This window comes from Desulfobaculum bizertense DSM 18034 (genome assembly GCF_900167065.1).
Taxonomy (GTDB): Bacteria; Desulfobacterota; Desulfovibrionia; order Desulfovibrionales; family Desulfovibrionaceae; genus Desulfobaculum; species Desulfobaculum bizertense.
In genome coordinates this window covers 215362-239481 of the sequence record NZ_FUYA01000004.1, presented here as the reverse complement: position 1 = coordinate 239481, position 24120 = coordinate 215362, and the positions used below count along the sequence as shown (strand labels likewise).

25 protein-coding genes are annotated in these 24120 nt (G+C 51.7%); 5 read left to right on the top strand and 20 right to left on the bottom strand.

Annotated elements, in window-relative coordinates; translation table 11 throughout:
* The first annotated feature begins 41 nt into the window (after nt 1-41).
* The 4 genes from B5D23_RS07780 (at nt 42) to B5D23_RS07765 (ending at nt 2804) form a co-directional block, all read left to right on the top strand.
* On the top strand, nt 42-467 hold the full coding sequence (locus B5D23_RS07780) for a PTS sugar transporter subunit IIA (protein WP_078684844.1): 426 nt from the start codon (nt 42-44) through the stop codon (nt 465-467).
* A 4-nt stretch (nt 468-471) separates the two neighbouring features.
* On the top strand, nt 472-942 hold the full coding sequence (locus B5D23_RS07775) for a PTS sugar transporter subunit IIB (protein ID WP_078684843.1): 471 nt from the start codon (nt 472-474) through the stop codon (nt 940-942).
* Nucleotides 943-1003: 61 nt separating this feature from the next.
* The gene (locus B5D23_RS07770; protein WP_348980887.1) at nt 1004-1663 is read left to right on the top strand and encodes a PTS sugar transporter subunit IIC; all 660 of its coding nucleotides are present in this window, start codon (nt 1004-1006) and stop codon (nt 1661-1663) included.
* Nucleotides 1664-1880: 217 nt separating this feature from the next.
* Complete coding sequence (locus B5D23_RS07765) at nt 1881-2804, top strand: manganese-dependent inorganic pyrophosphatase (protein ID WP_078684841.1); 924 nt, start codon at nt 1881-1883, stop codon at nt 2802-2804.
* 600 nt (nt 2805-3404) lie between these two features.
* Here the strand turns inward: B5D23_RS07765 and dapA are convergent.
* From dapA to B5D23_RS07665, 19 genes are all read right to left on the bottom strand, one after another.
* Nucleotides 3405-4289, bottom strand: coding sequence for a 4-hydroxy-tetrahydrodipicolinate synthase (gene dapA, locus B5D23_RS07760; RefSeq protein WP_078684840.1), 885 nt, complete (start codon nt 4287-4289; stop codon nt 3405-3407).
* A gap of 14 nt (nt 4290-4303) precedes the next feature.
* The gene (gene dapF, locus B5D23_RS07755) at nt 4304-5185 is read right to left on the bottom strand and encodes a diaminopimelate epimerase (RefSeq protein ID WP_078684839.1); all 882 of its coding nucleotides are present in this window, start codon (nt 5183-5185) and stop codon (nt 4304-4306) included.
* 76 nt (nt 5186-5261) lie between these two features.
* Nucleotides 5262-6170 carry a UshA-like (seleno)protein family 2 gene (locus tag B5D23_RS07750; RefSeq protein WP_431830565.1) on the bottom strand — a complete coding sequence of 303 codons (909 nt, stop codon included), beginning with the start codon at nt 6168-6170 and terminating at the stop codon, nt 5262-5264.
* Between the two features lie 12 nt (nt 6171-6182).
* Nucleotides 6183-6458 carry an HU family DNA-binding protein gene (locus B5D23_RS07745; protein WP_078684837.1) on the bottom strand — a complete coding sequence of 92 codons (276 nt, stop codon included), beginning with the start codon at nt 6456-6458 and terminating at the stop codon, nt 6183-6185.
* Nucleotides 6459-6581: 123 nt separating this feature from the next.
* The gene (locus tag B5D23_RS07740) at nt 6582-7382 is read right to left on the bottom strand and encodes a MinD/ParA family protein (protein ID WP_078684947.1); all 801 of its coding nucleotides are present in this window, start codon (nt 7380-7382) and stop codon (nt 6582-6584) included.
* A 16-nt stretch (nt 7383-7398) separates the two neighbouring features.
* Nucleotides 7399-8082, bottom strand: coding sequence for a GGDEF domain-containing protein (locus tag B5D23_RS07735; RefSeq protein WP_159445952.1), 684 nt, complete (start codon nt 8080-8082; stop codon nt 7399-7401).
* 166 nt (nt 8083-8248) lie between these two features.
* Nucleotides 8249-9365 (bottom strand): peptide chain release factor 2 gene (prfB, locus tag B5D23_RS07730; protein ID WP_200803640.1). Its coding sequence is split into 2 segments (ribosomal slippage): nt 8249-9289 and nt 9291-9365, totalling 1116 coding nucleotides; the frame shifts between segments, so codons are not numbered across the junction.
* A gap of 70 nt (nt 9366-9435) precedes the next feature.
* On the bottom strand, nt 9436-10974 hold the full coding sequence (gene lnt / locus B5D23_RS07725) for an apolipoprotein N-acyltransferase (protein WP_078684835.1): 1539 nt from the start codon (nt 10972-10974) through the stop codon (nt 9436-9438).
* Nucleotides 10971-11816: a hemolysin family protein gene (locus B5D23_RS07720; RefSeq protein ID WP_078684834.1), complete on the bottom strand. Its 846-nt coding sequence runs from the start codon at nt 11814-11816 to the stop codon at nt 10971-10973. Before B5D23_RS07720 ends, lnt begins: the two co-directional genes overlap by 4 nt.
* A gap of 58 nt (nt 11817-11874) precedes the next feature.
* Nucleotides 11875-12969, bottom strand: a complete 1095-nt coding sequence (locus tag B5D23_RS07715; protein ID WP_144012583.1) for a PilZ domain-containing protein — start codon at nt 12967-12969, stop codon at nt 11875-11877.
* Entirely contained in the window at nt 12923-13624 is a 702-nt protein-coding gene (locus B5D23_RS07710; RefSeq protein WP_078684832.1) for a hypothetical protein, read from the bottom strand. The genes B5D23_RS07715 and B5D23_RS07710 overlap by 47 nt, the downstream gene beginning before the upstream one ends.
* Before the next feature lie 12 nt (nt 13625-13636).
* On the bottom strand, nt 13637-14602 hold the full coding sequence (locus tag B5D23_RS07705) for an MlaD family protein (RefSeq protein WP_078684831.1): 966 nt from the start codon (nt 14600-14602) through the stop codon (nt 13637-13639).
* Complete coding sequence (locus B5D23_RS07700; RefSeq protein WP_078684830.1) at nt 14599-15117, bottom strand: P-loop NTPase family protein; 519 nt, start codon at nt 15115-15117, stop codon at nt 14599-14601. Before B5D23_RS07700 ends, B5D23_RS07705 begins: the two co-directional genes overlap by 4 nt.
* Before the next feature lie 44 nt (nt 15118-15161).
* Nucleotides 15162-15956 carry an MlaE family ABC transporter permease gene (locus tag B5D23_RS07695; RefSeq protein WP_078684829.1) on the bottom strand — a complete coding sequence of 265 codons (795 nt, stop codon included), beginning with the start codon at nt 15954-15956 and terminating at the stop codon, nt 15162-15164.
* A 555-nt stretch (nt 15957-16511) separates the two neighbouring features.
* Entirely contained in the window at nt 16512-18392 is a 1881-nt protein-coding gene (gene mnmG, locus B5D23_RS07685) for a tRNA uridine-5-carboxymethylaminomethyl(34) synthesis enzyme MnmG (RefSeq protein WP_078684827.1), read from the bottom strand.
* Nucleotides 18393-18461: 69 nt separating this feature from the next.
* A complete protein-coding gene (locus B5D23_RS07680) occupies nt 18462-19688 on the bottom strand; it encodes a M20 family metallo-hydrolase (protein WP_078684826.1) in 1227 nt (408 codons plus the stop codon).
* A 131-nt stretch (nt 19689-19819) separates the two neighbouring features.
* Nucleotides 19820-20107: a PxxKW family cysteine-rich protein gene (locus B5D23_RS07675; protein WP_078684825.1), complete on the bottom strand. Its 288-nt coding sequence runs from the start codon at nt 20105-20107 to the stop codon at nt 19820-19822.
* A 96-nt stretch (nt 20108-20203) separates the two neighbouring features.
* A complete protein-coding gene (locus tag B5D23_RS07670; protein WP_078684824.1) occupies nt 20204-21547 on the bottom strand; it encodes an amidohydrolase in 1344 nt (447 codons plus the stop codon).
* Nucleotides 21544-22881: an amidohydrolase family protein gene (locus B5D23_RS07665; RefSeq protein WP_078684823.1), complete on the bottom strand. Its 1338-nt coding sequence runs from the start codon at nt 22879-22881 to the stop codon at nt 21544-21546. The genes B5D23_RS07670 and B5D23_RS07665 overlap by 4 nt, the downstream gene beginning before the upstream one ends.
* Nucleotides 22882-23001: 120 nt before the next feature.
* Here B5D23_RS07665 and B5D23_RS07660 point away from each other — a divergent pair, with 120 nt between their 5' ends.
* A complete protein-coding gene (locus B5D23_RS07660; protein ID WP_078684946.1) occupies nt 23002-23766 on the top strand; it encodes an alpha/beta hydrolase in 765 nt (254 codons plus the stop codon).
* Nucleotides 23767-23900: 134 nt separating this feature from the next.
* On the opposite strand, the gene B5D23_RS15045 is transcribed toward B5D23_RS07660, so the two are convergent.
* A complete protein-coding gene (locus B5D23_RS15045; protein ID WP_159445951.1) occupies nt 23901-24071 on the bottom strand; it encodes a hypothetical protein in 171 nt (56 codons plus the stop codon).
* Nucleotides 24072-24120: the final 49 nt, after the last annotated feature.

Genomic DNA, 24120 nt, shown 5'->3' with positions numbered 1-24120 from the left:
CCGGACGTGTTCCGGCACAATGCCTGGCAGGACGCGTGAGCATGGAAAATAGCAGGAACGTCGGCGTACTTATTGTAACGCACACGGATTATGGCGAATATTTGTTAAAGGCCGCTGAAGTTATTCTCGGACCTCAGGAGTACTGTAAGACTGTCGGTGTTGACGTCTCTCAGGACATGGATGAAATTTTGGAGAATCTCCACAAGGCCGTGGACCGCTTGGACACAGGCTCTGGAGTTGTTATTCTGACAGACATGTTCGGCGGAACTCCGACAAATCTGAGCCTCTCACTGCTTGGCTCCCGTCCTCTCGAGGTCATTACTGGCGTGAATCTCCCCATGCTGCTCAAGGTCCTTGGTTCCCGATCCATGAAACTGAAAGAGCTTGCTGCGGATGCCTCCGCGGCGGGCTGTCAGGGCATTGTCGTTGCGGGTGAGATCCTGCGGCGCAAAGTTTCCAAAAGGTAGATATATGTTTTGGGTGCGCGTAGATAACAGGCTTGTTCATGGGCAGATTATTGAGACTTGGCTCCCTTTCACCAAGAGTCGCTGGCTCCTTGTGGCGAATGATGCGCTTGCGTCTGACGATCTACGTCAGGAAATTATGGGACTTGCCATCCCTCATGGTATCGAAACTCGATTCGTGGCCGTGGAAGGCTTGCCGAACCTTGTTCGGGAGCTTTTTGGAACAGAAGCTGAGCCTGATGCGCTTATTCTTTTCGCGAACTGTGAAGATGCCCGCCGTGCGCATGAGCATGGGTTAGGCATGGCAACGCTTAATTTAGGGAATCTTCACTATGGGCCGGGAAAAGAGCAGCTCTGCGCACATGTCGCTCTTTCCGATGAAGACTGTCAGTGTCTTGGATATTTTGCGTCTTCTGGTGTTGAACTGGATTTTCGGTGTATTCCAAGTGAACCCGTTCAAGTGAGGCGAACATGGTAGCTTTCCCTCTTGTCGAAGTCGGGAGGTTCGCGGCCATAGGTTTTTTTTTGTACTCTTTTCCCTGAGTCGCTTTGCCTTTAACATCGGGCTGCTTGAGCGTCCGATGGTACAGGGGCTTGTGTGGGGGCTTATTTTTGGAGACCTCCATCTCGCGCTCTCTGTTTCTGCGGTCTTTGAGCTGTTCTGGCTTGACCTTATCCCCGCAGGAACCTTTATTCCCCCCAATACCGCTATTTCAAATCTGGCGGCATTATCGACAATTTATTTTTTAGGACTCACAAGCCCTGATCAGGCTGTGGTTCCTATTATTTTGGCAATGCCCCTGAGTTGGGTGGTTGCCCGGCTTGAGCATGTGCAGCGCTATTGGCAGAATTCTTCCTACAATGCTTTGCTGCGTGACGTAAAAAGTGCGTCGAAGAAGTATTCTCCAGCTCGTTTTGTCAGGAAATCAATTATTCAGTCTGTCGCGCTATACTTTGTGATTTTTGAAGCTTGTGCCATCGGCCTTATCGTCATTATGAGCCTGTTGCGTCTTCATGGTTTTCATGTTTTGCCGCAGCATCAGCTTGGGTGGGGGCATCTTTGGATGGCTGCGAGCTTCGGCCCGCTTCTCTCCCTGCGGCTCACAAAAGCCTATACTTTTTTGATTATTGCCGTGTGCGGCATCGCTGCGGCTGGCTTTTTTGAGCTGTGGAACCCGCTTGAAATCACCATTCCATAAAAAAAATTTCAAAAAATGCATTTTGTGCTTTTTTTATCAAGAAAAAAGTCTATGATTGCGCCTGTGCCTGTCAGGGAGAGGCTATAGTTACTGTGTATACTGGACAATTCATTTATTGAATCAATCGCTTGGCAGAATATGCGCTTTGTGCTATTTGGCACAAACCCGAAGCGTAAAAATACATGCGCCATTGTGCTTAATCCCATCTGAGGAGGATATGAGAATGTTAGTTTTTGGTCATATGAATCCCGATACTGATACGATCGTTTCCGCTATCGCTTACGCCGACCTGGCAAGCAAGCGCGGCTTTGAAGCTAAAGCAGTTGCTCAGGGTGAAGTGAACCCCGAAAGCGCTTTTGTTCTCGACAAATTTGGTCTGACAGCTCCCGAAGTTGTGACTTCCGTTGCTGGCCAGAAAGTCGCTATCGTCGACACCACCGAGCTGACTCAGCTTCCTGCTGACATCGCAGAAGCAGAAGTCCTCGCCGTGACCGACCATCACAAACTCGGCGATCTCAGCACCGCTAACCCGCTTGAGATGTGGGTCTGGCCCGCAGGCTGTACCTGCACCGTGCTGAAAAATATGTATGATTTTTACGGTGTGGAAGTGCCTAAGGGCATCGCAGGTGCTATGCTCTGTGCTATCCTTTCCGATACCGTTATGTTCAAATCCGTGACCTGCACACCTGCTGACAAGAAGGCTGTTGAAGAACTCGCCAAGATCGCTGGTGTCTCCGAGCCTATGGACCTCGGCATGGAAATGTTCAAAGTGAAGAGCGCTGTCGACGGCACCCCCATGCGCGACCTCGTCTTCCGTGACTACAAAGATTTCGACATGGGCGGACACGGCGTTGGTATCGGTCAGCTCGAAGTTGTTGACCTCGACATCCTTAAGCCTTACGTGGACGGCCTCTACGAGGAAATCCAGAAAGTTAAGGAAGAAAAAGGCCATCACACCATCATGCTGATGCTTACCGACATCATGAAAGAAGGCACTGAGATGCTTTACGTCTCCGACGACAAAGACGTCTTCAAGAAATCTTTCGGCATCGAAGCTGGCGATCGCTCCTTCTGGCTGCAGGGCTGCATGTCCCGCAAAAAGCAGGTCGTGCCGGACTTCCAGAGCAAGGCTTTCGCATAAGCTGCGCCTTCGCTCCCAAAACGAGCGTACCCGTTTGCACACACAAGCCCCCGAAAGGGGGCTTTTTTTGTGGGTAGAAGAAAATGGGCGAGGGAGGAGCGAGCAAGAAGAAGAGAATGGGGGCCAGCCCCCAGACCCCCGCGTAAGGGAATGATTCCCTTACGTATCCTCAGCGAGTTTGAATTCCATTCACGCTTCGCGTGTATGGAATTCAAACTTGGGTGAGAATGCGATAAGAAAGTCTTTCTCTTCTGCGAGTTGCTCCATTTTTTTTCTGAACGCTCGCGTTCAGAAAAAAAATAAGTGCGGTCTGAAAAAGGCAGAAGAACACGCAATCGGGGAACGCCCACTAGCTCAAAAAAGAAGGCTGATGGAGAGGAAAGCAAAGCTTTCATCCCATTCAGCCTTCTTTTTTGAGCGAAAGCGGGATTCCCAAGGGCCTCGTCCTTGGGCGGGGTCAAGGGGCAGCGCCCCTTGCAGGGTTTGGGACAGCGTCCCAATAAAATAACACCCGCTCGCTCAGCGCCCCTTGGAGAGCACGAGACGGAGTCTCGTGTCAAAAAAAAAGCCCCCTTTCGGGGGCTTAAGAGAGCGGTGAGATTAAAGGAGGTTATTTTTTTCGAGGAGGACACGTAGCTCGGCTTTGTGCTCAGGGAGCATGGGGACGAGTGGGAGTCTGAATTCCTCGGGCATGCGTTTCATCATGGAGAGGGCAGTCTTGACGGGGATGGGGTTGCTTTCGCAGAACATAGCGCGGGAGAGGGGAGCCATCTGATAATGAAGCTCCTGAGCTTTGCGCATGTCGCCATCCTCGAATGCTTTACACATTGCGGACATTTCGCCGGGCATGATGTTGGAGACGACGGAGATAACGCCACAGCCGCCAACGGCGAGGAGTGGCAAGACGGTGAAGTCGTCGCCGGAGAGCATGCAGAAGCAGTCACCATCGGCGCAGAGTTCGAGCATTTCGGAGACCTGGCGAATATTGCCAGTTGCTTCTTTGATGCCGATGACGTCGGGGACGGCTTTTTTGATATCGAGCAGGGTCTGAGGCTGAACATTCAGACCAGTACGACCGGGGACGTTGTAGATCACGAAGGGCATGGAGACTTCGTCAGCGATGGCCTGAAAGTGAGCGACAAGTCCGGAAGGGGTCGGTTTATTGTAATAGGGAGTAATGAGCAGCGCGCCGTCGGCTCCAGCGTCTTTCGCAAATTTGGTAAGCTGGATGGCCTCACGGGTATTGTTAGATCCGGCACCCGCAAGAACGGGGACGCGACCTTTAACCTGATCGACACAGATGGAAATAACGCGGCCATGCTCTTCATGAGACATAGTCGCAGACTCGCCGGTGGTTCCACAGGGGACGACACCGTCGATACCTTCCTCAATTTGCCATTCGATAAATTCTCGGTAGGCTTCCTCGTCGACTTCGCCGTTCTTGAACGGCGTGACCAGAGCACTAAGAGCTCCCTGGAATTGCATGCTGCTCTTCCTCCTTACAGCTCGTGCGCGCATTGACGCATTTCTTCTCCGGGAGTGATTCCCAGAGCTTCAAGATACATTTCACCCTTATAAGTCTTTATAGCCTTACCTTGGAGGAAAACTGTATCTTTTTCAATAGAGATATTCAAAATTTCATTACCGGAGGTGGTGAGTTCGACTTCTGCGTCGACCAGTCCCAACTCGTGAGCGATGAGGGCGGAGGCGGCGTTACCTGTTCCGCAGGCGTAAGTTTCGCCTTCAACACCTCGTTCGTATGTCCGAATCAGGATATGGTTTTTATCTTTAATTTCAATAAAGTTCACATTTGTACCAGCAGGTGCAAAATGTGGGTGATTTCGAAGAGCGCGTCCCAGCTTAACGACGTCGAGAGATGCGACATCGTCCCAGATAGTAACGGCATGAGGGACGCCGGTGTTCACAAAGTGAACGGAAATTTTTTGTCCGTCGACGTCGAGTTCTGCATTGAGCGCGAGGTCGAGAGGCGGAGTCAGTTCGACTTTAACGATGTCGAGGCTTTCGCTGACTTCGGCGTGAATGGGACCGGCGTCAGTACCGAAAACGAGGGTACGGGAGCCGAAACCAAGTTCGTGACCAAGGCGGGCGGCACAACGAGAGCCGTTTCCGCACATTTCTGCGCGAGAGCCATCGGCGTTGTAGAAATGCCAGACAAAGTCGAGTTCGCTGCCTTCTGGGGCGTTTTCGAGAAAGATCAAGCCATCGGCACCGACGCCAAAGGCGCGGGGGCAGATTTTTGATGCCCACTCAGACATTGCTTCGCGGGGGAGCTTGAGGGTGCGGTTGTCGATAACAACGAAATCGTTTCCACTGCCCTGCATTTTATAAAATGGGACAGTTGCACTAGGGCAATAAGTCATTTAACAATCCGAAATTGTTGGAAGTGTCAGAAGCGCGCAGTGTGTCGCGTTTCCGGAATAAGTGCAAGCTTCTGCTCTAGCGGGCATTGGGGAAATGCTGCTGCAGGAGCTTCACCATCTGAGGCTCATGAGGAATGTCATCACGCAGGGGGCGGTAATCGGGGATGATGTTGTGCCCGGGCTGCCATTCCCAGTGAGGGTCTTTGCGGTCAGGAAAAGAAATGACATGGAGAATGCTCACGGCACGGCCTTGGGAGTATGCACGAAGCCAGAGCGTTTTTTTCTCGTTTGTCAGCCGGCCTCCGAGGCCGGGGCCTTTTCCGCCACCAAGAAGAATGTCAAAGAGAGGGGGGTGAGAGTCAAGGAATTTTTTTTCTGCCAAGTAACCCCAAGGGCTTATCCCTACGACGAGAGAGACTTTTTGCCTAAGTTTGAGGGCAGTTTCCTGAATCTTTGTGTATTGATCTTCGGAGACGAGTTTTTGAGAGTCAGGAAGAGTGGGGAGCAGAATAAAGCCGACGCGTCCAGCTTTGACTTTTTTGATGGCGGTGCGAAGCCGCGATCCGCCGACCATCCAGTTTGATGGAAGTCGGGCGTCATTCATCTGGAGCCACTGAGCGTCAGCAGGGGCGAGGTATCCGAGGGAATAGTTAAGCCACGAGTACGCAGCGGTCAGGTACTTCGCAAGATGAGCGGGACCGTTTGAATGAGCATCCTCGGGGAGAAGAGAGCTAAATTCAAACGGCCCTGCAATGAAAAGTGTCTTATTGCCCTGTGGGTCCATTCGCTGAAGGCTTGCAAAAAGAGTGGCGCGTCGGTCCAGACCGCCTAGAGTTTTTTTGCTTCATGAAGGACAGGGTTTGTATTTCCCAAAACTGTTTGACGTGAAGACGAGTTTGAGATCATCGCCAGCATACGCGTTTGAGGAACAGGGACCCAGACACAGAGCAGCAAGCAGGAGGAGGAAGAGGGCAAGTCGAGACAAAATATACCCGCTTTAGTCGTTGACGTATTCTTTCAGTTCCTTACCGGGGCGGAAGAATGGGAGCTTTTTGGGGTTGACGTCAACGATGTCGCCAGTCTTGGGGTTGCGGCCTGTGTACCCACCGTAGTCTTTCAGCTTGAAGCTGCCAAAGCCGCGAATTTCGACGCGCTCTTCGTGCTTCAGGGAATCTTTGATGGAGTCAAAGAATGTATTGACGACGACGGCTGCATCATCAATATGCATGTCTTTTTGTTCTGCCAAAGTCTTAATCAGTTCACTTTTGTTCATGTTTCCTCCCGTTTGCTAATGTATTCCAGTCGCTAATGGCAAAAGCACAAATATCTGCTTATGCAACTATGCCGAATGCCATGCTTTTACGTCAAGCATCTTAACATGGTTTTCGGGAAAAAGTTAAGAATTCTCTTGTGAAAAGTGCTCTTCGAGCTGTTTTTCCCGAATACGTTTGAGCTTGACGGCCAAGGCCAGAATGTCTTTGCCTGCTTTTGAGCTTGGCGCATATTTCAAAAGCGGTACCTGCCGGATGACAGCAGTAGGCACAGCAGGGTCTGTGCGAACGGCACCGAGGTAACTGAGTTCGAGGTTGAGGAATCTTTTGCAGGCGCTATTGAGTCGTGCGAAACTCATTTTACCATCCTCAAGAGATTCTACCTGATTTACAACGATTCGGAAACTGCGAATATTGTATTCTGTAGAAAGAACCTTGATGAGGGCGTAACTGTCGGTAAGAGAGGTTGGCTCTGGGGAGATGACGACAATGCGTTCTTTTGAGAGGGAAGCAAAACGCAAAACTGTTTTGCTGATGCCTGCTCCAATGTCCATCAAAAGAAAGTCGTACTGGTCCATAACAGATTTGAGCTTGTCAAAGATGCTGTTCTGGAGGTCTTCGTCAAGGTCTATGAGTTCTGGGACGCCAGAGGCAGAGGGGAGAAAGTCAAAATTTGGGGATTCGATGGGGACAACAATCTCTTCGACGGATGCGTTTCCCATGAGCAGGTCTTGCAGGTTTTTGTCTGGAGCAAGTCCGAGGAGGACGTCCAGATTGGCAAGGCCGAGATCGCAATCCATAAGAATAACTTGGTGGCTCGCCTTGTGTAGCGCATAACCAAGGTTGAGCGCCAGATTCGTTTTTCCAACGCCGCCTTTTCCGCTTACGATGGAAAAACTCGAAACCTCTTGTCCGCTATTGTCCATGTCCATTTCCCGTGGGTTAATTTCCCGTAAAGAGGAATTTCTTTTCATTCGAATCTACGAGTGTTGCCTGCATTGTCGAAACGGCATCCTGTAGTGGGGCACAAGCAACACCATTCTTCCCATCTGCTTTTGCCTGATAAAGGGCTTTGTCAGCTAATAATAACAGATCGGGCGGGTTGCTGTCGACCATGCCTTTGTACGTTACGATACCGGCAGAGCAGGTAAAACGTATTTTTTGTTGGGTGCTGGAGTCGAAAAGTCTACAATTCCTGATGGATGTGAGCAGTCTGTCGACCATTGTGCGCGCGCGCAAAAGTCCGGCACCGGGCAAGATAATTGAAAATTCATCACCGCCAACACGTGCGGAGATGTCATAATGTCGAGTTTCGGTGAGCAGTATGCGGGCCAGTTCAAGCAAAACATTGTCTCCTGCGGCATGACCATACTTGTCATTGATGTCTTTGAAATCATCAATGTCGAGCATGATAAGGGAAAGAGATGTGCTTGAACGGCGTGCGCGCTCTACCTCATTTCGAAAGCTTCGTTCAAAGGCCCGTTTGTTGAACAGATTCGTGAGTGGATCGTGCTCTGTCTTGTAGGCAAGGTCCACGAGCGTGTCTTGCAAAAGGCCCAAAAACGGCTGCTTGGACTGGGAAAACGGAAACGCTATCCAGTCTTCAAGCCCGTTGTCTTTCGCCAATTGCCCCCATTGCGTCAAGGAAATTCCTTGATAAACATGCAGGAGGCAAAGCGTTTTGGAACTCACTTCGCGAGAAATTGGGATTTTTTGCGAGTTGAGCACAAGCTGCCGCACGCCCTCCAGCTCATGGAGGAGGGCGGCATTGGCAACGTGATATTTCGTGGGATTAAGCTTGTTTTTTGGCATGGATGTATAACAGATAATTTCGGATGAGGGTGTCAAGATCGCCATCCAGTACGTCATCAACCTGAGTGATATCTGTGCTGGTGCGGTGGTCTTTTACCATGCGATAGGGCTGGAGAATGTAAGAGCGAATCTGGCTCCCCCAGGCAATGGCATCCTTATCAGCATATTGAGCCTGCTTTTCCTGGGCTATTTTATCCTGTTCCCGCTCGTACAGGCGTGCTTTCAGAATTTTGAAAGCAATTTCCTTGTTTCGGTGCTGAGATTTTTCATTCTGACACGATACCACAATTCCCGTCGGTGCGTGAGTCAGGCGAACAGCGGAGCTTGTCTTGTTGACGTGCTGGCCGCCGGCTCCGCTTGCGCGAAAGACATCAATACGAACATCCTCGTCACGGATTTCAATTTCAATGTCGCGTGTGACGTCTGGGTAGACATCCACCGAAGCAAATGAGGTATGGCGTCGACCGGAAGAGTCGAATGGAGAAATGCGGACCAGCCTGTGAATGCCGCGTTCTGACTTGAGCAGACCAAACGCATTGACTCCGTCAATGAGCAGGGTCACAGACTTGATGCCTGCTTCATCACCGGGAAGCTGGTCAAGAATTTTGACTTTGAAGTCATGGCGTTCAGCCCAGCGGACAAACATGCGGAGCAGCATTTCTGCCCAGTCCTGAGCTTCCGTGCCTCCTGCGCCGGGATGAATCTCCAGAAGTGCAGGCGCTGAGTCATTTGCTCCTGCAAGCAGAGTATTCAGCTCTGCTTCTTCAAGCTTTTTTTGAAAAAGCTGAATCTGGTCGTCGAGCGCCTCAAGAATATCCTGAGTCTGCTCATCCTTGGCCATTTCCAGCCATTCTTCAAGCTCTTCCTTGGCTGCGAGCAGCGTGTCCCACTGGTCAACAAGGTCAGTCAGATGGCTTTTTTCCTGAAGGAGTGGAGTGAGCAGCTCTGGCTTGTCCCATGCTCCAGGCTGGGACAGGTCCATTTCTATATCTGCGAGACGGTCTTTACTCTGTTCCCGGTCAAAGACGCCCCCAAAGGCTGGAGAAGTCTTTGAGGAGTGAGGAACCCTGAGTTTTGAGATCGTGATACTGCAACATTGTTTTTAGCGCCTATCCTTTCGTCACTAACAAATCGTAAAAAAAGAAAAATATAGGTGATTGTTTGTGCTTAATCAAGCACATGAGTGCTCTGCTTTTTTCGTGGCCCGGCGAGCCATCCGCCGAGGAGCATAAAGAGCAGGGCAACCGCACAGGCGATTTGAAGCGTTGTGCGCACCTGATGGTATGGAGTAAGCTCGGAAATGAGCTGAACGTCTGAGAAATTTACTGTTTCAGCCCGGAACAGGGAACCCTGCTTCTGGATTCTGCCGTGTGCATCAATGATGGCTGAAATGCCAGTGTTCGTTCCGCGCAAAATCCATCGGCCCTGTTCAACCGCTCGCAGGATCGAAATATCCAGATGCTGATACGGTGCCGAGGAGTTCCCAAACCATGCGTCGTTGGAAATGTTTACCAGAACGTTGGCTCCTGCAGAAACTCGTGCCTGTGCCAGCTCTGGGAAGATGGTTTCGTAGCAGATCAGAACACCGAGCTTCATTGGGCCTGCATTGAGCGGGGCATTTTTGCTGCCGGGAGTAAAATCCCCAGCTCCCTGTACAAGCTTGTCAAGGAATGGAAGGTAGCGTCCAAACGGAACATATTCCCCGAATGGAACGAGGTGCTGCTTGTCATAAATGCCTGCACTGCCACCATCCTTGCCAACCAGAAACGCCCGGTTGTGAATATCGTAGCCCTGTGCATTGGGACGCGGCGTGTAGCCGGGGGCACCAGACAGGATGTACATGTGGTTGTTTCGAGCCAGCGTGCGCACTCTGCTGCTCAGGAGACTTGTTTCTTGAAAGTAGAATGGCATGGCTGTTTCGGGCCAGATGGCAAGTTCTGGGGACATGGCTTTGATCGCACTGAGCGTCAGCTCGCGGTATCGGTCGACGGTTCCTTCCTGATATTCAGAGTCCCACTTGTGAGCCTGATTGATGTTGCCCTGTACGAGTGCAACTCGCGCAGTCCCGGTTGTTTTGGGGTTAAGGCTGAGTGCATAGGTGCCAAAGCCTGCAAGCAGGGCTACAAGGCTGAGGGCGACAGCAGAAGGAACGAGTTTTCCGCGCCCAAGAATGAGCAGGGAAGCGGCTCCTGCCAAAAGTCCAGAAAGCCCGTAAGCCCCAAAAAGAACAGCGCCCTGTATCATAAAAGGATATGGGGCAAATGCTGAGGCCAGTGGAATCCAGGGGAAACCTGTAAAGAGCCAGCCGCGCACAGCTTCCAGTCCAGACCAGAGGCATATGGCGAAAAGTCCGGCGATCAGTGCAGGAAGTCGCTTTTCTCCCCAGTGAAGACACGCGGAAAAAAAGCCAGCATAGAGTCCACAGTAGAGACCGAGCAAAATGGGGCAGGGAACGGCAAGAACCCACGGAAGATTTCCATAGTCATGGATTGGAAAAGCAACCCAGTACATTGCTCCTGCGTAGGCTAGCGCTCCTGCTATCAGTCCATGCCGAAATGCTTTACCAATACTTTTGGCCCCCATTCCAAGGAGGGCTAGCCCCGCAGGAAGAAAGAGAACAAGAAAAGGCTGGTGCTGGATCTGGTTTGCAAAACCAAACCACGCACCAATGCAGCACATGGCGAAAGCAAGAGCGATGTGTATCATTCGTCGTCCGTATTTTCTGAAGGTTCCGGCTGGGCGGGTTTAATGAGCACCCAGTGGATCTGTTTTGGATCTGCGTCCTTGACCTCGAAGCTGTGTCCATCGATGCGGAAGACTTCGCCCTGTTCTGGAACTCGTCCTGCAAGTTCGCAGATGTATCCACTCAGGGTTTCGACCTGATCAGAGTTGAGGTCAAGGTTCAGGCGTTCGCCAATTTCATCAAGTGTCGTGCGACCATTCGCAAGTACGGTGCTGTCGCTCAATATCTGAATTTCTTCTGGCCGCGGTTTGTCATACTCGTCTTCGATTTCTCCGACGATTTCCTCCATGACGTCCTCAAAGGTCACCAGACCAGAGGTGCCACCGTATTCATCCAGAGCAATTGCCAGGTGCATTTTGGTGGAGCGGAAAACCTGAAGCATGTCAGTGACAGGCTTGGTATCGGGAATGAAGAGAGGTTTGCGCATGATTTCTGCGCAGTGAGGCTGCTCTTTTTGGTGCTTGTTGCAGACCTGGAGCAGATCTTTGGCGTGAATTATTCCAACAATATTGTCCCGGTTTTCCTTATAGATCGGAATTCGGGAATGACCGCAGGAAAGAATAAGCTCGGAGATTTCCTCCAAAGGTGCTTCGATGTCAGCACACTGAATATCTGTGCGCGGGACCATGATTTCGCGAACCTGCTTGGGCCGAAGGCGTAGCACATTCATAAGGATCGTGACTTCCAGTGGCGAAAGATCACCGTCCTGTCGGGCATCAAGAATGCTTTTTTGAACTTGGTCACTTCGGTGACCAAACATTTTTCCAAAAAGGGAACTAAACAATCCTTCCGAGTCGTCTTCCAAAATTTTCCTCCTGCGGCGAGTGTGCCGTATTTACTAGAAGATGTAAGAGGTTCTCTGTCTACGTCAAGCCCTTTTCCCGATAGAGTTCAAGATGTCTTTGGGCGACCCAGTTTCCTAAGCTTACAATACCATCCTCTGGCACGGCTTTCCAATCAATATCTTTCCCATTTTTATTGATTTTTCCCACTTTTTTGAACTGCATTCCCAGCTCTGTGCTGCGGGTTTCGTAATCCTTGAAAACATTGCGAATTTCGCAAATTGTCCAGATGTTCAGCTTTTTCTTGTGGTCAGGGTCCTTGAGCTGGAACAGCACGACAAATCGTTTATCACGCGAGAGAACAAGTCCCATCTCATGGGCAAGACCGGAGTGCATGCTTATGCGAACGCCACCGGCTGAAATATTAATGAGCGTGAGTAGTGGCTCTTCCTGCTGGGGGCTATAAACCAGAGCAGGGCGTCCAAGTTGAACGATGGACCGTTCTGGGTTTTGTCTATCGCTTTTGTCTGGCCAAAGCGCAATTCCAGAGACAAGCTGGAGTGGTGGCGCAATGCGCAGAGCAAGGCGTTTTTGTCCCATTTCGATGTGGTCGGGCGGCTGAATGGAAAAAAGGCCCATGCCATTATCGATTGGCGTCACCTGTTTGCTTGTGGTGACAAAATAGAAAAAGTCCACGTGTCCTGGGCGGCTTTGACGTGGAAGCTGGAATGCGCATCTGATTTTGCGGTTTGCCCATTTTTTTGGATTTTCAGGAAAATGCGAAAGTTCGAGGTCGAGGCTTTCTTTTGAAATTTCTGAAAATGACGCAACAAAGCCTTGTCGCGCAGCCTCTGAGTGGAGACCCTGAAAATGCAGTGTAATTTTCTGGCGCTGGCTGACTGCGAGTTCCAAAAGATGCACAAGCGCCGCTGTGTTGGATATCCACGACGCAGGGAAATGAGGTTCTTTATGCGAAAAGTGCCCTGCAATTTTGGAAATTCCAAGGATGACACCTACGCCTGCAAGCGTGCAAAGAACAGCGAGAATCGTATTGAGTGAGAGACCAGTAGAAAAGAAATGGGCCTGAATTTCGCCCATGAAAGACTTGTCAAAAGACGTGCTGACCGCGTTAGCGGCAGGGATGAATAAGGTTCGAGAGGTGTTCAATTCGAGCATGGATTTTCGCTTTTTCGCCTTCTGAATTCGCGAGCTGGTGCTTTATCTTCCAGTCTTCGCGTAAAAAAATGATCCAGCCCTGCCGGGCGTCCGTTTTCCGCGCAAGCTCAACAAAGCGTTCCGCTTCTTTCCGGGCACCAGATGCAAGCGCTGTCTGTGAAGCTTTGCGAGCATACACAGAAACATAAAGCGAGTCATCTTCGGCAGTTAGCGTTTTTTCGAGACGTTTCCATTTCTTATCGGTTAAAGCCTTCTTGAACTGTATATCTCGTGGCGAAAGTTTTGTATTTTCGCTCGTGAAGGTCTTTTCTGGTGTTTCTTCCCCTGCAAGTGCCAGCATATACTCTGCGCGTCCGCGCAGGGCTGGTGCCCCCATGCCTGCGTACTGGTGAAGCTTCCAGCCGAGTCCATAGGCATTGCCTGCTGCGCGAAAGTCATCACGGCGCACCGCCTGTTCCACGAGTTGTTCTAGCAGTCCCTCTGCTTCGCATCCTCGCCCCTCCAGAAAACTTTGGACGTATGCCTCCTGAAGCGCATCATGTGTTTGCAAAGAGTCTGGGACTGGGTACGGACCTGTGTTTTTGCCGCAACCAGAAAGGAGTGCAATCAGAACGAAGAGGCAGCTTAGGATAGACGTATGGGGTATGCGTTTCATGGCTTTTCTCGTTTATGGCGTCGGGAAATCTTGGGGATATGTCCGGGTACCGGAGGACAGGGGCCATGTATGGTTAAATTTTTTGAGAACCTGGTTGCCCTGTTTGAGTGTTTCCTCGGCCTGATGTCGGAGGCGGACGAGATTTGAGCTGGCTTTGCGTATTTCTTCTGCTGTTTCTGCTACGTCTGTGACAGAAGGCTTGAGTGTCTCCTGCATGACGCGAAGCTCTTCCATAAACAGTCGTGTTTCTTTTATCAGACCATTCAGGTCTGCCTGTAGCGGACGCAGATCAGAAACGCGGGCGTTTGTGTTACTCAGCAGTGCGTCCATTTTGGCAAGTATGGAGTCCATTCGTTCGGCGGGTCGTCTGGACGCGGTGAGGTATCCTGCAAGGCTGTCTGTGCTTCGCATGTCGTCGGACATGGCAGAGATATTGTGCAGAATATTTTGATACGGGCCATCGTCTGCCGCGACCTGTGCGGTAATGGTTTTTATGTCTGCCACGATGCCCTTAAGATTTTCCAGAACAGGTCGAGCTTCCTGGAGTATTTCATCAAAACCGCCAACTTTATGAAGTTGAATTTCTGAGCCTTCAGGCAGTATTTGTGCGGCCTTCGAACCCGGCACGAGCTGGAGAAAGGTTTTCCCAATAAATGCTCCCTGCACCAGAATGATTTGTGCGTCCTTTTTCATCCACTCCTGGTGTTCTTCCAGAATTTTAATTTCAAATTCTACAGTGCTGGAGCGTTCAAGGCTCACCCGCGAAACCTGCCCAATAGGAAATCCAGACAGGCGAACAGGGGTTCCGCGTTCCACGTTTTCACCTGTGGAGCTGAGGACGTAGTATGTGACGGTTTCTGCGAAGAGTCCGCGTTTTTCTGCTACCCAAAGTAATGTGGAAAGAAGCAGGCCAAAGGTAATGAGGACGAAGAGTCCGACCTTAAATTCTTTTTGTGTCTGCTTTTGGATACGGTTCATTTTTCCCCCTCAAAGCCAGGGGAAAGCAGCTCTTCGTGGAGTGGAAAAGTTGTGTAGTTCTCACGGGTTTTTTTATTGCACAGGACCCAGAAGAGAATGGGACTTTCTATCTTTTCCAAAAGGCGCAAACTTTCGGAAACATCGCGTTTTTTGGGGCTAATCACCGCAATGGCTTTATTGCCACCAGAGATGGCTCGCAGGAGGTACAGGGCATAGATGTCTTTGGTCGAGAGATTATCGGGGCGGCGATTCAGGACTGTGTCGACCCCAAGCTCCTGGGCGAGAGGCATAAGCCATTCCAGAGCTTTTCCAAGGCTGAGACCTTTGTGGTACATGGCTGGCAAGGCCACATTCTCTGCTGCTGTAAGTCCTGAGAGCAAAGGGTAGTGGCGGCTCAATACACCTATTTTAGAACCGGGCTGGTGAGCCATGTCCACAAATTGGTGGATGCTCCGTTTATCCTGTGCAGTCAGCAGCAGGTTTTGTTTTTGTGCAAAAAATTTTTGAAGGTCCATCTATGCTCCCAACCTTTGGAGAAAGAAATGTCCATTGTGAGATATTACCAGCTTGTAAAGATGAAAACAATCTCCAGAATGACAATGAAGCTTATAAGTTCAATGATGCACTGCGTGAGGCGGTACGAGAGGTCTGTCGCGAGTGTGTTGATCATGCGCCCGCGCTGGAGTGAAATGACTCCAAGGGCCAGTGAGAAGAAGAAGGATTTGAGGAACATGATGCCAAGGTCTGAAAGTGAGAGTGCGTAGGCAATGCTATCGACGTATGAGCCAAACGTAATCGGTTCCGAGAATCCCATGATGAAGAATCCGCCCACCAGACCAACAATACAGAACGCAAAGGTGAGGCTTGGCCCCGCAATGAGCAGCGCTAGCAGGCGCGGCATGGCAACGTAATCAGCAAGGTTGATATTCAGCGAATGCAGAGTGTCTATTTCTCCATGCAGGTGCATGGCCGCTATCTCAATGATGATACTCGCACCAGAACGAAAGCCGAGGTAAACGATAACTGTGATTGGCGCTATCTCGTGGAGCATGCTGCGGACCAGCCAGCCACCAATAAGGTCATAGGCTCCAAGGCTTGTCAGGATTGAAAGGATATAGTGGACGGCAATAACACCCGCGATGGTGGCTAAAAATGCAATTCCCGGCAAAGAGCGAATGCCGTGGAAGTGGATTTGGTCAACCAGCACCCGCAAAACAGCCGGATTGAGGAAGCGCAGGCGCAAAGCACTTTTGGCGCTCTCGTAGCAGATGACGAACATCTGGAAAAGCGGCCCGGTCTCGCGCAGTGTCTTTTGACCTGTGCGTATGACAAACGCCTTGAGTCGATTCAGCAAAACCCCTCCTCAGTACATGACTCCTTTGACAAGCATATCTGCTTTTTGTGGCAAATGGTAGAGGAGGCGGTTGCATGGGCGCTGTGGGTGGTGTGTTTTATTGGGACGCTGTCCCAAGCCCTGCAAGGGGTGCCGGGTGGGTGGGGGTACGAGACTCTGTCTCGTGCTCTGCAAGGGGCGCTGCCCCTTGACCCCGCCCAAGGACGAGGCCCTTGGGAATCCCGCTATCGCTCAAAAAAATAGGCTGAATGGGATGAAAGCTTCGCTTTCCTCTCCATCAGCCTATTTTTTTGAGCTAGGGGAATTTCCCGAACGCGTGTTCTTTTGCCTTTTCTGCTGCACGTATGTTCTTTCTGAACGCAAGCGTTCAGAAAGAGCATGGTGGCAACTCGCAAAAGAGAAAGTGGCTCTCGACGCTAGCCCCATTAAGTTTAAAAGCCGTGCAAGCGAAGCTTGCACGGCTTTTAAACTCGATGAGGATACGTAAGGGAATCATTCCCTTACGCGGGGTCCGGGGCTGGCCCCGGTTTTCTCCCCTCTCAAAAATGAAATTCGCTACGCAATTTTGGCAGCGAGTTTCTTGAGGTGAACCTCGAGACAGGCAATAGCGGCGGGGGTGATGCCGGAGATGCGGTTTGCCTGACCAAGGGTAAGGGGCCGAATATTGGTCAACTTCTCGACGACCTCATGGGTCAGGCCGGAGACAGTTGTGTAATCGAGATCAGCGGGCAGCTCGACATCTTCGAGATAGCGGAACCGGGTGACGAGTTCTTCCTGCCGCTTGAGGTAGCCCTCATACTTGACGATGGTCTCAGCTTCTTTGAGCGCATCCTGAGGCATATTCTCAAGAGCGGGGAAGAAGGGCGCGAGCTTGGCGATGCGCAGATCTGGCTGCCGCAAAATATTGGCAAGGGTAACGGCTTTCTTGGGGATAGCTGCACCAATGCCGTCCAAGATTTCGCGTGTTGCGGCATCTGGGCGAATTTGAATGCTGCGAAGACCTTCAATGGTTTCCTGCAGGGCTTTGTCCTTGGCAAGGAAGATAGCCCAGTGCACGTCATCAACAAGCCCTAGCTCGCGACCGATAGGGGTCAAGCGGCTGTCAGCATTGTCCTCACGCAGGAGCAGGCGGTGCTCGGCGCGTGAGGTAAACATGCGATAGGGTTCCTTGGTGCCCTTGGTAACGAGATCGTCAACGAGGACGGCAATGTACGACTGATCGCGACCGAGAATGAAGGGTTTGCGACCTTCGAGGGCGCAGAACACGTTCATTGCGGCCCAAAGGCCCTGTGCCGCAGCTTCTTCATAACCGGAAGTGCCGTTGATTTGGCCTGCGAGCCAGAGACCGGGAACTTTCTTTGCCTGAAGCGTTGGGTCAAGCTGCGTTGGGAAACAGAAATCATACTCAATGGCATAACCGGGACGCATGATTTGCGCATGCTCAAGTCCGGGAATGGTGCGAAGCATGGCTTTCTGTATGTCCAGAGGCAGACTGGTCGGGATGCCATTGGGGTATACTTCGGGACTGTTCAGGCCCTCTGGCTCAACAAAAATCTGATGGCGGTCCTTTTCTGGGAAGCGGGCGACCTTGTCTTCAATGGAAGGGCAGTAACGGGCGCCTGTGCCTTTGATAACGCCTGTGAACATGGGGGAACGGTCAAAACCTTTGCGAATTGCGGCGTGGGTTTCTTCGTTGGTCCATGTGATGTAGCAGGAACGCTGCGGGAGCGGCTCAAAGGGTGCGTGGAAACTGAACGGCTGGGGAGGGTTGTCGCCTGCCTGTTCGTTCATTTTGGAAAAATCACAGCTCTCGGCCAAAAGTCTGGGGGTTGTACCAGTTTTCAGACGCCCAAGCTCCAGACCAAGGGAGCGGAGGTTGTCAGAGAGATTCTGGGATGCAGGATCGCCCAGACGACCACCGGCAAAGTTGCGTTCACCAACGTGAATAAGACCGTTGAGGAAGGTTCCTGTGGTCAAAAGAACTGCGCGGGAGGGGAAAACCTCGCCGAGGGCAGTGCGGATGCCACTTGCTTTGCCGTTTTCCGTCAAGACTTCGGCGGCCATGTCCTGAAAGATCCAGAGATTTTCCTGATGGAAAAGGTCAGACTGGACGGCTTTCATGTATGCTGCACGATCCATCTGGGCACGACTGGAGCGAACAGCAGGGCCTTTTCTGGTATTCAGGATGCGGAACTGGATGCCGCCTTTGTCGGCCCACATGCCCATGCGACCACCAAGTGCGTCGATCTCGCGCACCATGTGCCCCTTGGCAAGGCCGCCAATAGCGGGGTTGCAGGAGAGGTGCCCAATGCGGTCGATATTGATGGTCAAAAGCAGGGTGGACAAACCCAGACGGGCAGCGGCAGAGGCTGCTTCACAGCCTGCGTGTCCGGCACCCACGACAATAAGGTCAAATTTTTCGGGAAAACGTTTCATCGTATAAACCAGCCAGCACACGGAACCCGCAGGAACCGTGTGCGGCCATGTGAAATCAGAAGTGTGTGGTTAGTCTGTAAACAGCATTTCTGTCAGCACTTTTGCGTCACCAAGCTGGTGAGAAATACGTGCCTTTTCGTTGGGCTGGTGCGGGTTGCCGATCATGGTAGCCCATGCGGCAGCGCCAAATCCCTTTCTGCGCAGGAATGCAGCAACAGTTCCGCCGCCAATGCCAACAGGCTTGCAGTCGGTTCCATAGACTGTTTTGACGGCTTTGCTCAGGCGGGTCACGACCTCAGCGTCAGCGGGGGTCGCAGGTGCAGCCTGTTCTGCCTGAAGAACGTCGAATTCGCATTTGACGCCATATTCAAGTTCGATGTCGGCCCCGATAGATTTGATGGACTCAACAACGTCGTCAAGGCTGTAATGCGGAAGGACACGGCTGTCGATATAAAAAACGTCTTTGCCCGCAATGGTGTTGATATTGGGGACGTTAGCGTCTTTTTTGGTCGGCTCAAAAGTTGAAACAGCTGGCTCAAACAGGTCGTCTTCGTCTGGGTATTCATCATACAGGTCGTTAACGCGCAGAATGAAGGCGGAGGCTGCGACCAGAGAGTTGACACCGTCGAGCGGGGTGGAGGCGTGGCACTGCTTGCCAATGACGCCAACCTTGACCCACAGAGAGGATTTCTCTGCGATCTCGATCATGGAAGAGTCTTCGGCTCCCATGTCGGGGATGATGAAGAGATCATTTTCACCAAAGTAGTCGGAGTGCTCTTCGACGACGTGACCCAGACCGTACTTGCTGCCAGTTTCTTCGTCAGCAACAAAGATGAGACCGAGATTGAAATTTGGAGTGATGTCGTTTTCGAGAAGAACCTTTGCGAGCATGAGCGGAGGGACAATGCCTGCGTGATCGTCTTCGACGCCGCGGCCAAACATTTCGTCACCTTCGACACGCAGCTCAAAAGGATCGCTGTCCCAGAGTTCGCGTTCACCGGCAGGAACGATGTCCATGTGACCAATGACCCAAAGAGTGCGGTCAAGGTCAGTGCCGGGAACCATAGCCAAAATATTGGGGCGGTAGCCAGCTTCTGCGCGGTCATCAGGCGCATTCAGCTCTGTGATGTTGTTGCAGCCAAGATTCTGAAGATACTCAATCAGAAAATCAGCTTTTTCTTTTTCTCCCTTGCCGCCGTTATCGGGGCCGAGGGCAGGAATGGCAACAAGCTGCCGCTGAAGATCAATAAGGCTGTCGCGCTGTTTGTCAATTGCGTCGAGTACAGTCTGTTTCATTAGGAACTCCCTTATGGCGTTACAGGAACACAGGGCAAAAATCCTGTGCGAGGAGAGCATAGCGTGAAATGCTGTAAACAGAAAAGGGCGGACCTTGCGGCCCGCCCTTTGGATTCCTCGTATAGAGCCTACTAACGGCCGCGAGCGGCACGCTTGGAAGCTTTGAGGGGGTTGATCTTCACTTTACCACCCTTGTCCAGCTCAGCGCGGACGTGGGTTGCGAAGTTACAGACACCACGGTGCCACCGCAGCTCAGGCTGAGCGTAGGTGGTGCAGTATTTACCAGACTCGTGCTCGACAACACGTTCGCAGCCTTCACACTTTTCAACAACGGGCTGAAGTGCAACACCGTTGTAAGTGAGGCCTGCGTCAGTCATCACAGCGTCGTCAATGATCGTCTTGCGATGTTTTTTGGCCATGAAATATTCTCCTCTCTGAATACGACCCGGAAACGACAATGTTTCCTTGGCTATCTCTCGAAAGCGGAAGAGTATTTATTGAAAAATGGGGAAAAGTCAAGCTCCGGTTTGGGAGCGTACTTTTTCTGCCCGTACCCAGTCCGCGATTCTTCGGGAACACTCCCGAAGTTCCTCAATCTCAAAATGTGTGTACACACCGTTTGAGTATATGACCTCGCCTGCGACCATAGAAAAGCAGACCTCTTGTCCTCCAGCCGCATAAACGATGTGTGAAGCTGGGGTATATACAGGACAAAGGGCCGGTTCGTCGAGGTCTAAAGCGATGATATCTGCAATGTTTTTTGGAGCAATGCTCCCAAGATCAGCTTGCCCGAGTGCTTTTGCCGCATTTCTAGTGGCCATGTCCAGCACTGTTTGTGCCGGGCAAACCGTTGGATCCTGCGTCGAAACCTTCTGTAGCAGCGCTGCGGCCTTCATTTCACGAAAGATGTTGAGACCGTTGTTGCTGGCCGCTCCGTCCGTACCGAGGCACACATTGACGTCGCGCTCAAGAAGTCCCGCGACAGGTGAAATGCCGCTGGCGAGCTTCATGTTGCTGCGGGGGTTGTGTACAACGCTGGCACCAGATTCTGCGATGCAGTCCTGTTCCTCTTCGGTCAGGTCAACGCAGTGAACCAGAACGCTACGGGGAGAAAGACAACCTGCTCTATGAAGGTATTCGACCGGGCGACAGCCGAACATTTCTTCACTTCGAGCAGATTCCTCAGTGGTTTCAGCAAGGTGAACGGTCCACGGTATATCAAGTTCTTCTGCTAAGGCAAAGCTCTTTTCTAAAAGTTCCAGATTTGTGGTGTAGACCGCGTGCGGAGCAACGCAGGTGGTGACTCGCGTTCCATATTTTTTGTTGCGCAGGTGCAGTGATTCAATAAGGTCCAGCGCTTCGTTCAGGTTGGAATAGCGCCGGGTAGGGAAGCCCAGAAGACCTTCTCCCAAGACCGCGCGCATCCCTGTGCCCTGTGCAAGTTTGGCCGTAACGTCTTCATGCAGGTACATGTCGCAGAAACAGGTCGTACCGGTACGAATCATTTCACCGCAACCAATGGCTCCTGCGTACTGGATAATTTCAGCATCCAGTTTCTTTTCCATTGGCCAGATATGATTCTCCAGCCAGTCCATGAGCGGCAGGTCATCTGCAAGCCCGCGGAATGCTGTCATTGAATTGTGCGTATGGCAGTTGATAAGCCCAGGCAAAACAAGGCAGTTTTGCAGATCACGCTCATCCTTTGCCGAAAATTCTTTTGAAATGGCGTCCCAGTCGCCAACGGCATCAATTTTACCTGCTGTGATGGCTATGCCTGCGTTATGCAGAACTTCGCGCTTTTCGTTTTGCGTCAGGACGATGCCTGCATGGAGCAGGGTGTCACAGTGTTGTGCGCTCATGCCATTTTCCCCTGTTCGAACTGTTTTTTAATGAACTCTGCGGCGTCTCGAATTTCTTCACGAAGGGCAGGGTAATCAATCCGGGTAAATTTGCCATCCTGATACAGCGTTTCGCCTCCAACCATTGTGAGCGCGACGTCTGCTCCCTGTGCTGCATAAACCAGATGGGAAATTGGGTTATACATTGGCATGAGGCTTGGCGTATTGAGATTCAGCGCAATCAGGTCGGCGGCCTGTCCTTTGGCAAGGTATCCCGTCTGCGGCATATCCAGACTGCATGCCCCTCCGCGTGTTGCCATATCCAGCACCTGCTGGGCTGGGACACGTGTGGAATCTTTGTGGTGGACCTTTTGCAGCAATGCACAGCTCGACATTTCTGAGAACATATCAAGGTTGTTGTTGCTGCATGCGCCATCTGTCCCAAGGCTCAGGGGAATGCCCGCGGCCTGCATTTCGGGAACGCGGGCAATGCCAGACGCCAGTTTCATATTGCTTTCTGGATTATGGCAGACTCGTGTGCCGCTTTTGGCCAGAAGATCAATCTCTTCATCTGTGAGGTCGACAGCGTGGGCAGCAAGGGTTCTCTTTGAGAGCAGTCCGCGTTCTGCCGCATACGGCACGGGGCGGAGTCCATGCTGCTCTATGCTTTGCTGTGATTCTGTCTGTGTCTCGGCAAGGTGAATATTGAGGGGAATATCCAGCTCTTCTGCAAGCTCCATGCTTTTTTCCAGAAGCTCAGGGCTGGTTGTGTACACAGAGTGGGGCATGACGGCTGTATTGACTCTGTTTGAACCGTCAAAACGCTCTTTCATGCTGCGAACCAGATCAAAGGCTTCGTCCTGACTGGCATAGGCTGGCGAAGGAAAAGAAAAAAGGACTTCGCCAATTCGTGCCCGAAGTCCTGCCTCTTCTGCCGCTCGCCCGACATGTTCTTCCATGAGGTACATGTCACAGAATGCCGTGGTACCTGTTTTCGTCATTTCGCAGCATGCCAGCAGTGCCCCAAGGTGGACCAGCTCCGGCGTCAGCTTTTGCTCAACAGGAAAAATATGTTTTGTCAGCCACTCCATGAGTGGCAGGTCATCGGCTAGACCACGCATTAAGGTCATGGAGGCGTGGGTATGAGCATTGATTAGCCCCGGCAGGACCAGGTGCTTGGTGAGGTCCACAATGCGTTTGGGGTACCAGACCGGAGCCAGCTCCTCCCAGCTCCCAATTGCAGAAATGAACCCGTTGCTGACAGCGATGCCCGCATCTTCTAAAATTCGGCGAGAATCGTCCTGTGTGACCACCCAGGCAGCGTGTATGAGGGTGTCACAGTGGGAAATAGTCATGGACGCTCCTTTTTGGCGCAGGAATAAAATTGTGTCAGGCTGTTTGTACGGCATGCCGCACTGTCATGCAAGTCGCAGTCATTGCTTGCATCACTGTTTCTCTCCGCGTATCACAAGTATATGCAGCATTCACCATCTACAAGCGCTGCGGTCCTTCTTCTTCATGGCTTTGGCGGGCATCCCTTTGAGATGCGAAGCCTTCAAAAAGCCCTCGAAGCCGCAGGCTATTATGTCGAAGTTCCGCTTCTCCCCGGGCACGGCGTCACTGTTGATGAATTTCAGCGGACTGATTTTGTCGACTGGTATGGCTCTGCTCGTGATGCCTTTTTACGCCTTTCCGCTGCCTACGAACAGGTCTTTGTCGCAGGACTTTCGCTCGGAGGCGCTCTTTCTCTCGCCCTCGGTGAAGAATTTGACCCCGCAGGTATTGCAACCCTTGCCGCTCCAGTTTTCCTCTATAGTTTTTTCCCGCCTCTTTTTAGCGACTGGCGGCTTCCTTTTGTCCCCCTTCTTCAGCATGTTCGTCCGATATGGCCCATGCCCGGACCCAATTCTGCTTCACGGGAAATTGCCCCGTGGCGTGGCTATGAGTGTGTTATGGCTCTGAAGCCATTGACCAGCCTTTTACGCGGCATAAAGATTATTCGTGAGGACCTGCGGGCTATAAAATCTCCACTTCTGAGCATTCACGCCAAGGGAGACCGTACGGTGCCTGTTCAGAATGTTTGGGAAATTCAGCGCGCTGTCTCTTCTCAGGTTCGGCGTCTCGAACTCCTTTCCATTCAGGAAAATATTACCAGTCATCATCTTCTTACCACGCATCGCGATACTCGTGAGCGCGTCGCGCTCAGCGTCGTTCATTTTTTCGACGAGTTACGTCAATAGCTGGCGTGAGTTGTTTGGCTGGATGGGAGGAGGGAAGAATATTGGGGGCCTGCCCCAGCGCGTTCGTGCTGGATGGGCGGGTGGGGAATAATTGGGGGCCAGCCCCCAAACCCCCGCGTAAGGGAATGATTCCCTTACGTATCCTCATCGAGTTTGAATTCTATCCACGCTTCGCGTGAATGGAATTCAAACTTGTTGGGCATAACGTCGAGAGCCTCTTTCTCTTCTTCGTGTTCGCCACCATTTTCTTTCTGAACGCTAGCGTTCAGAAAGAAAGGGTTGGAGCGCAAAGAAAAAGAACACACGGGACGCCCACTAGGCCAAAATTTAAGGACCGGATGAAGGGGGAAGCCG

Coding starts and splice junctions, on each gene's coding strand:
- B5D23_RS07710 (WP_078684832.1), bottom strand. CDS start 13,624: ATGAAACGCATACCCCATACGTCTATCCTAAGCTGCCTCTTCGTTCTG.
- B5D23_RS07660 (WP_078684946.1), top strand. CDS start 23,002: ATGCAGCATTCACCATCTACAAGCGCTGCGGTCCTTCTTCTTCATGGC.
- B5D23_RS07715 (WP_144012583.1), bottom strand. CDS start 12,969: ATGCTCGAATTGAACACCTCTCGAACCTTATTCATCCCTGCCGCTAAC.
- B5D23_RS07680 (WP_078684826.1), bottom strand. CDS start 19,688: ATGAAACAGACTGTACTCGACGCAATTGACAAACAGCGCGACAGCCTT.
- B5D23_RS07675 (WP_078684825.1), bottom strand. CDS start 20,107: ATGGCCAAAAAACATCGCAAGACGATCATTGACGACGCTGTGATGACT.
- B5D23_RS07670 (WP_078684824.1), bottom strand. CDS start 21,547: ATGAGCGCACAACACTGTGACACCCTGCTCCATGCAGGCATCGTCCTG.
- B5D23_RS07705 (WP_078684831.1), bottom strand. CDS start 14,602: ATGAACCGTATCCAAAAGCAGACACAAAAAGAATTTAAGGTCGGACTC.
- B5D23_RS07700 (WP_078684830.1), bottom strand. CDS start 15,117: ATGGACCTTCAAAAATTTTTTGCACAAAAACAAAACCTGCTGCTGACT.
- mnmG (WP_078684827.1), bottom strand. CDS start 18,392: ATGAAACGTTTTCCCGAAAAATTTGACCTTATTGTCGTGGGTGCCGGA.
- B5D23_RS07665 (WP_078684823.1), bottom strand. CDS start 22,881: ATGACTATTTCCCACTGTGACACCCTCATACACGCTGCCTGGGTGGTC.
- B5D23_RS07775 (WP_078684843.1), top strand. CDS start 472: ATGTTTTGGGTGCGCGTAGATAACAGGCTTGTTCATGGGCAGATTATT.
- B5D23_RS07745 (WP_078684837.1), bottom strand. CDS start 6,458: ATGAACAAAAGTGAACTGATTAAGACTTTGGCAGAACAAAAAGACATG.
- dapF (WP_078684839.1), bottom strand. CDS start 5,185: ATGACTTATTGCCCTAGTGCAACTGTCCCATTTTATAAAATGCAGGGC.
- B5D23_RS07765 (WP_078684841.1), top strand. CDS start 1,881: ATGAGAATGTTAGTTTTTGGTCATATGAATCCCGATACTGATACGATC.
- lnt (WP_078684835.1), bottom strand. CDS start 10,974: ATGATACACATCGCTCTTGCTTTCGCCATGTGCTGCATTGGTGCGTGG.
- B5D23_RS07740 (WP_078684947.1), bottom strand. CDS start 7,382: ATGGACAATAGCGGACAAGAGGTTTCGAGTTTTTCCATCGTAAGCGGA.
- B5D23_RS07780 (WP_078684844.1), top strand. CDS start 42: ATGGAAAATAGCAGGAACGTCGGCGTACTTATTGTAACGCACACGGAT.
- dapA (WP_078684840.1), bottom strand. CDS start 4,289: ATGCAATTCCAGGGAGCTCTTAGTGCTCTGGTCACGCCGTTCAAGAAC.